This window comes from Micromonospora sp. ATA51 (assembly GCF_016802855.1).
Lineage (GTDB): Bacteria > Actinomycetota > Actinomycetes > Mycobacteriales > Micromonosporaceae > Micromonospora > Micromonospora sicca.
Genome location: NZ_JAEVHJ010000365.1, coordinates 1 through 6266, shown reverse-complemented (window position 1 = coordinate 6266; position 6266 = coordinate 1). Strand labels below are relative to the sequence as shown.

The 6266-nt window shown below is 67.7% G+C and carries 8 protein-coding genes; 6 read left to right on the top strand and 2 right to left on the bottom strand.

Features of this window, described 5'->3' with window-relative positions; all coding sequences use genetic code 11:
- Both JNW87_RS33100 and JNW87_RS33095 read left to right on the top strand, forming a co-directional pair.
- Positions 1–624 (top strand): hypothetical protein (locus JNW87_RS33100; RefSeq protein ID WP_238455031.1); only part of this gene is annotated, 624 nt, incomplete at its 5' end.
- A complete protein-coding gene (locus JNW87_RS33095) occupies positions 621–1535 on the top strand; it encodes a hypothetical protein (protein WP_109801095.1) in 915 nt (304 codons plus the stop codon). The genes JNW87_RS33100 and JNW87_RS33095, both read left to right, overlap by 4 nt.
- Here the strand turns inward: JNW87_RS33095 and JNW87_RS33090 are convergent.
- Positions 1520–2539: an ADP-ribosylglycohydrolase family protein gene (locus JNW87_RS33090; protein WP_201749550.1), complete on the bottom strand. Its 1020-nt coding sequence runs from the start codon at positions 2537–2539 to the stop codon at positions 1520–1522. The genes JNW87_RS33095 and JNW87_RS33090 overlap by 16 nt on opposite strands.
- Positions 2540–2809: 270 nt before the next feature.
- Positions 2810–3094, bottom strand: a complete 285-nt coding sequence (locus tag JNW87_RS33085) for a DivIVA domain-containing protein (RefSeq protein ID WP_109801113.1) — start codon at positions 3092–3094, stop codon at positions 2810–2812.
- A gap of 324 nt (positions 3095–3418) precedes the next feature.
- Between JNW87_RS33085 and JNW87_RS33080 the strand changes: the two genes are divergently transcribed.
- From JNW87_RS33080 to pglX, 4 genes are all read left to right on the top strand, one after another.
- Positions 3419–3658, top strand: coding sequence for a winged helix-turn-helix domain-containing protein (locus JNW87_RS33080; RefSeq protein WP_109801097.1), 240 nt, complete (start codon positions 3419–3421; stop codon positions 3656–3658).
- A gap of 11 nt (positions 3659–3669) precedes the next feature.
- Positions 3670–4809 (top strand): helix-turn-helix domain-containing protein, encoded by a 1140-nt coding sequence (locus JNW87_RS33075; protein WP_236647412.1) that lies wholly within the window; start codon positions 3670–3672, stop codon positions 4807–4809.
- 23 nt (positions 4810–4832) lie between these two features.
- The gene (locus JNW87_RS33070; protein ID WP_109801098.1) at positions 4833–5354 is read left to right on the top strand and encodes a hypothetical protein; all 522 of its coding nucleotides are present in this window, start codon (positions 4833–4835) and stop codon (positions 5352–5354) included.
- A gap of 71 nt (positions 5355–5425) precedes the next feature.
- The coding region (gene pglX, locus JNW87_RS33065; RefSeq protein WP_238455030.1) for a BREX-2 system adenine-specific DNA-methyltransferase PglX at positions 5426–6266 on the top strand (841 nt) is incomplete at its 3' end.

Genomic DNA, 6266 nt, shown 5'->3' with positions numbered 1-6266 from the left:
ATCTTCGCAAAGGAGATCAAGAAGAACTTCTCGTACAGCAGATGGGCCACGACATGCCCGTACAACCGGCCACCCTGGACCCTGCCCCATGAGATGGGCCGCAACCAGTACTACCAGGATCGCCTTGAGTTCACCCGCCGGTGGCTCCAGGAGCCAAGCGCCGATCACCGTGACCTGTTGATCTTCGAGTGCTACCCGTGGCATTCGAAGTCCATCAGGGCTCCGCTGGAGCCGCCGCCAGAGGTCATCGAGGAGTTCGTGTGGCAGCCGATCGCAGAGCTGCCGGTGCAGGACGTGTTCGCGTTCGGCCGACCGTGGGATGACGTCGCCCAGGCGCTCGGGCTACGGGAGGCGGGCAAGCTGGGATTTGGCGGCACGGACTACGAGTCAGTGGTGCCCAGCCGGGCGGTGCGGATGTACTCGCTGCCCTCGGGGCAGCGGTTGGTCGTCGAATGGCATGCCGGTTCGGCCAGGCCGCCGAGCGAGAAGGAGACCGCACTCCTTCGCGATACGCTCGTCGGAGCGGTGAGCGATGTCCCTAGCGAAAACCCGCCCAGTCCCAGAGCGGGAGCCTCCAGCGATCCGGCCCTCACCCCGGCCTTACCGGAGCAACCGTCGACGTGACCATCGCTAGCGATACCGTCGCCACCGCCAGACGGATCGACAAGCTCGGTCAGTACATGGCTGAGCATGTCTTGGGACCATCCGGACAGTGCGTCTGCCCGAGGCTCGGCAGCTGCCGGCAGAGTGTCCTGGGCGGCCGCCACGCGGCTTCCCAACCGGACGCTGCGTTCGCCGCGGGGCAGCTGTCGCACGTCGGTCACCACTTCGACCTGATGATCAACGGGCTGCCGACGCGCACCCTGGTCATCGCCATGGAGACCGGGCGGGCACGAGAGGGCGTGACGCTCAAGGAGCGCCACGCCGAGGTGATGCAGTCCGCCAGCCTGGCGTTCACCGCGCGGAACCCTCATATGCGCGGTGTCACCAGCGCCTTGCGGCTCGCCGTCGGGCGTGACCCCGGGGCCGATCGGGACGGCGAACACCTACGTCTGGAAGGCGCCCGCTTCCTGGTACACCTCTTCGATGCCTATGCCATGGCCAACATGCGGCTGTGCTCCGCCGTTGTCAACGGCACGACCAAGTCGCTGGGTAACGCGACGATGAGCCGGAACTGCGCCCCTCACATGGCAGCGACGATCACGATCCTCGAGCCGACCTTGTGCATCGTTCAGGGTGTCGAGGTCTACAAGGCGCTCACGGCGCTCATGAGTCGCCGTCGTCAGATTGCACCGCACCTTGAGCAGGCGCGAATCGCGGGCGTCGATACGCTCGTCGCCGCATTCACTCATCCGTCGGCCATGAGGTTGACCGACCACTGGGGGCGGCTGACCAGCGCGCCGTACCTGCTCGGAACGGTCGTTCCGACGATCAAGGCCGCGCACCAGGTGGTGACGAGCCGAGGCATGGCGACCAGCAACGTCGTTCAGCCGCAACGTAGACCAGGGGTCATCGACCATCAGCCGCCGGGGTAGCGGCTCCACCAGTGTGGGTCGGTTGCCGGGACGTAGTCGCCTCCGGACGGGCTGTCCTCGATTTCGGTGACGAAGTCGCGGGCCAGGGTGTCGGCCGGCCAGGCCAACTCCAGCCGGGACAGCCAGTCGACCGGAAGCGCGTCGGGCCCGTGCGTCGTACCCAGCAGGGTGCCAGCCACCGTCGCCACATGACCGCCGTCGTTGGCCGAGGCAGCGAACAAGAGCGCGTCGCGGATCGACTTCCGATCGGGGAAGGACAGGGCCACGTAGAGCCCACCGGCCAGTGCCGACGCCGCCTTCGCGTCGGGCGCGAGGCGAGCCAGCTCGGATCGCTGGCCGGGCCGTGACCGGGCGGCGGCCAGTGCCAGAGCCAGCGACCGTACCGCCCCCTCTGATCGTTCCTCGTCCGCCGGAAGCACCCGGTCAACGGCGGCATCGAGGTGCTCACCCGAAGCCACCAGGCGAACGATTTCCACGCCGAGCCTGGCAGCGGCTAACGCTTCTCCGCCGTGGGTGAGTGCGGCGATGGCCGCGGGGTCCAGCGGACGGCCCAGGGCGACCGGCAGGGTACGGGTGAGAGCGTGCGCCCCGATGCTCTTGCCGGCCGGCTTGTCGATGGAGCCCATGGTCTGGCCCTGCAACGTCGCGACCGTTGCCGGCGCTGAGCCGCGCCGCTCCGCCAACGCCGGCACCTTCGTCAGCCAGCCGTTCGGCCAATCCGCCTCGTCCCACACTTTCAACCCAGGGATGCCCTGGATGGCAGCCCAGCGGGTGTATGACCGCCAGACAACAATGGGCGGAGACGAGATCCCCTTGTGCATGCCCCGGATGTGGGCGCGGATCAGGCCGTCGATGGTGAAGCAGGCGAGCTGTCCGGCGCTGGTCGCCAAGAGCGGCCCGGACGCCGGCACGTTGCCGCCCGTCGCGCCGATCGCGTCACCGAGCATCAGCCCGAGCACGCAGCCCCGAGCGGTTGCGAGCTGCTCTGCCGTCACCTTGGTCATTTCGCGAATCATAGGGGCGGGCAGCACTTGAGCGTTTCGGGGTCGAGGTGCTGGTGGCGGGGCGGAGGCCGGAGAGTTGGACGTAGACCTCGCGCTTGGCGGTTGCCCGGCCGGCGCGATTGATGACGTAGCCGGTCAGCCAGACCCAACCGGAGTACGTCGGCCGGTCGCAGACCGACACGACGCGGAGCGTCAGGGCGCGGTCCCCGGCGAACTGCACCGAGGCCCGGCCGTCGATAATCAGCAGGTCACCGGGGGAGGGGCGCACGGCTACCAGCGGCCCTCGTTGGTGTGGTACTCCTGCGGCGGCCGGCACTCCCGGGCGTGCATGGTCTGCCAGTCGCGCAGCGCCCGCTTGAGCCGGTCGTTCTCCTGGCTGAGCATCCGTACCTCCTGGTGGAGGTCGTTCAGCTCGTCGGCCACCTGGGCCTGGAACTCGCGTACCTGATCGGGGTCGGTGCCGCGCCGACGCGGGTCGAACGTGCGGGTCCGCACCTCGTGCGGCGTCAACCGGGCCGGGTGACCGGTCCCGTAGAGCTGGCCGCCTCGATACATCTGGGCCACGGCGGTCCTTTCCTGGGCAGGCGGGAGCGGGGTAGGTCCTTTCGGTGCGTCTGGAAGGGCGGGCCGTCCGCATGCCGGCCGCGGACGGCCCGCCCGCTCCGCCGCCGCAGCTCAGATCAGCGGTACGACAGCGGAGCAGTCCGGTGGGTCGGGACGGGCACGCGCACCCGCCCCGACCAGGGGGATGAGCCGAACTCGTTGCCACGCGAGGTGCGACTCGCGATCAACCATATATGCCTAAGTAGCGGAAGGCAACGCTCGGTTGTCTGGCCAGTGCGTGTCGTGATCAAATTGGCGTGCCACGCGAGGAGTGCCATGCCACAGACACCGGACTACATCCGGATCTCGGACGAGATCATCAGTGACCTGCGCAGCGGAAAGGTCCAGCCAGGGGACAAGTTGCCCTCTATCGCTGACATGTCTGACCGCTTCGGGGTCAGCTCATCGACCATCCAGATGGTCTATGTCCGGCTGGAAGCGCTGCGGGTGATCCGGCGGCAGCAGGGCAAGGGCATCTTCATCACTGATCCGAAGACGTGGATGCGTGAACCCTGACGTTCCTTGCGTTGACCCATTCGGCCGCCGATGTGTGCGATTATCGCACCATGGTTGATGACCGGGAGTGGAGTGCGGTCGGCGAGCAGGTGCGTCAGGTGCGCCTGTCGATGGGGATGTCCCAGAACGAGCTGGCTCGCGCCGTGGGCCTCGACCGCACGATGCTCGCCAAGGTGGAGGCAGGCACTCGGCGTCTCGACGCCTTTGAGCTGCTCAAGTTGTCGTCGGCACTCGGCGTCTCGATGGATTACCTCATCGAGCCCAAGCCGGAGGTGCTCTCCCGCCGGTCCGCTCAGATCACCGAGGACAGCGACTCCCAGGTGGCGCGATCATCGCAGCGGCTGGAGATCGCGCTTACCGAGTGGTTGCGCGAGCTACGACAGCTGATCAGTCATGGCGTGCTGCGGAGCCGACCGGTGCTTCGATATCCCGGCGCCGTGGCGTCTGAGGCGCAGGCCAGAGAGGCGGCGCTTTGGGTGCGCCAGCAGCTCGGCCTCGGGGACGGACCGATCGACAGCGTAGTAGAGGTGTGCGAGCGCGCGGGACAGTTCATCCTCGTTACCGATGTGCCTGGGGATGGAGCGTCGCTGGTTGACGGTGACGTCGCGGCGGCAGTGGTCAGCACCACCGGAGATCCGGGTCGGCGGCGCGCGACCGCGGCACATGAGCTGGGCCATCTCGTCATCGGTGATGAGTATTCGAGCGATCTTGGCGTGCACGCATCCCGAGCTGATCGGGAGGCCGCTATCGACGCGTTCGCCGCGGAGTTGCTGTTGCCCGTATCGGTGCTGGGCGGGCAGCAGGAGGTACCCGGCGGCCTGACCCGCGACCGGTTGGTGGAGGTTGCCGCCCGATACCGGGTGTCGTGGTCACTGGCGCTTCGGCAGGCCGTCCGGTCAAGGCTGATCGACACCGCGACGCGTGCCGCCTGGAGCCAGTCTCGCCCGACGCATGCTGAATTCATGGAAGCGCTGGGGTGGGCTCCCCAACCGGATCTCTTCTCGGTACGAGTGCCTCCGAGCTACGCCCATGCCGTGATGGAGGCATGGCGAGGTGGCTGGATCACCCGGGTGCGAGCGGTCGAACTGATGCACGGACAGATCGCCGAGTCGGACCTGCCCGAGAGCGGCGAGCTGGAGATCGAGCCGTGAGCCTGCCGTCGACAGCGGCTCGGGTGCTGGTGCTCGACACCATGTGTCTCAGCCACTTCACCCTGGCGGACCGACTTGATGTGCTCCAGCACCTGCTCGTCGATGCAGAGTGCTGGACGACCAGGGTCGTGATCGAAGAGCTGCGTGCAGGAGCTGCGGCCTATCCCGCTCTGGCCGCGACCTGCGAGGTGGACTGGCTCAGCGTTGCTCAACTGGACACCCTCAACGAGATCAGATGCTTCACGAAGTGGGCCACCCGGATCGGAGCAGGCGACCGTGACCTCGGAGAGGCATCAGTCATTGCCGCTGCGGAGCTGCGCGGCGGCATCGCCATCACTGACGACCGGGAAGCCACGCGGGTGGCTCGTGCTCATGAGGCGGAAGTGCACGGAACGATCTGGCTGCTGGCCCGGGCCTGCCGCGACGGGAAGCAGACCGCGGTGAGCACGGGAAATCTCATCGACGCTCTGCGCTCCACGGGTGCCAGGTTGCCTTGCACGGGAGCGCAGTTCCCCGACTTCGCGCGTCGCCACAAGTTGCTGTAGCTGCGGGTTCGCCACAGTCTCGGCCCTAACGGGTAGGTCCGTCCCGCCGACGGGACGACTAGAGTCGTCGCGTGATCGACCGGAAGCTGCTCTTGAGTGACCTGCAGAAGCAGGTCAAGAACCTTGAAAAGGACCTGCGGGAGCAGGCCGAATCGGTCGAGGAGGTGCGCCTCCGACTGCGTGGTGAGTACGACCACGCGTTCAAGGTCGGGCGTACCGCCGCCACTTGGGCGGCGTGGCGGGACGAGCGGGTCACCCAGGTCGCCGTCGCCTCGGTGCTGGGCACCGTGTTCGTGCGCTATTGCGAGGACAACGGGCTGCTGGCCGAGCCTTACCTCGCCGGGCCGGGGGACCGGCTGGTGCTGGCCGAGGAGGCTGAGGCGCAGTTCTTCCGTGACCGGCCCGAGGAGACGCTGCGTGGCTGGCTGGAGCAGGGATTCGACGCCATCGCCAGCACCCAGGCCGGCAAGTCACTGTTCGACCGGCGGCACAACCCGCTCTTCCAGGTCCCGCTGTCGCACGACGCGGCCAAGGACCTGATCGGCTTCTGGCGCCGGCGCGGCGAGACCGGCGGCCTGGTGCACGACTTCACCGACCCGGAGTGGGACACCCGCTTTCTCGGCGACCTCTACCAGGACCTTTCGGAGGCGGCCCGGAAGACCTACGCCCTGCTGCAGACGCCGCAGTTCGTCGAGGAGTTCATCCTCGACCTGACGCTGACCCCGGCGATCGCCGAGTTCGGCCACGACGTGGTCAAGATGATCGACCCGACCTGCGGATCGGGCCACTTCGTACTCGGCGCCTTCCACCGTCTCCTCAAGGAGTGGGAGCATCACGCCCCCAACCGGGACCCCCACGAGCGGGTACGCCTGGCCCTCGACGCCGTCCACGGCATCGACATCAACCCCTTCG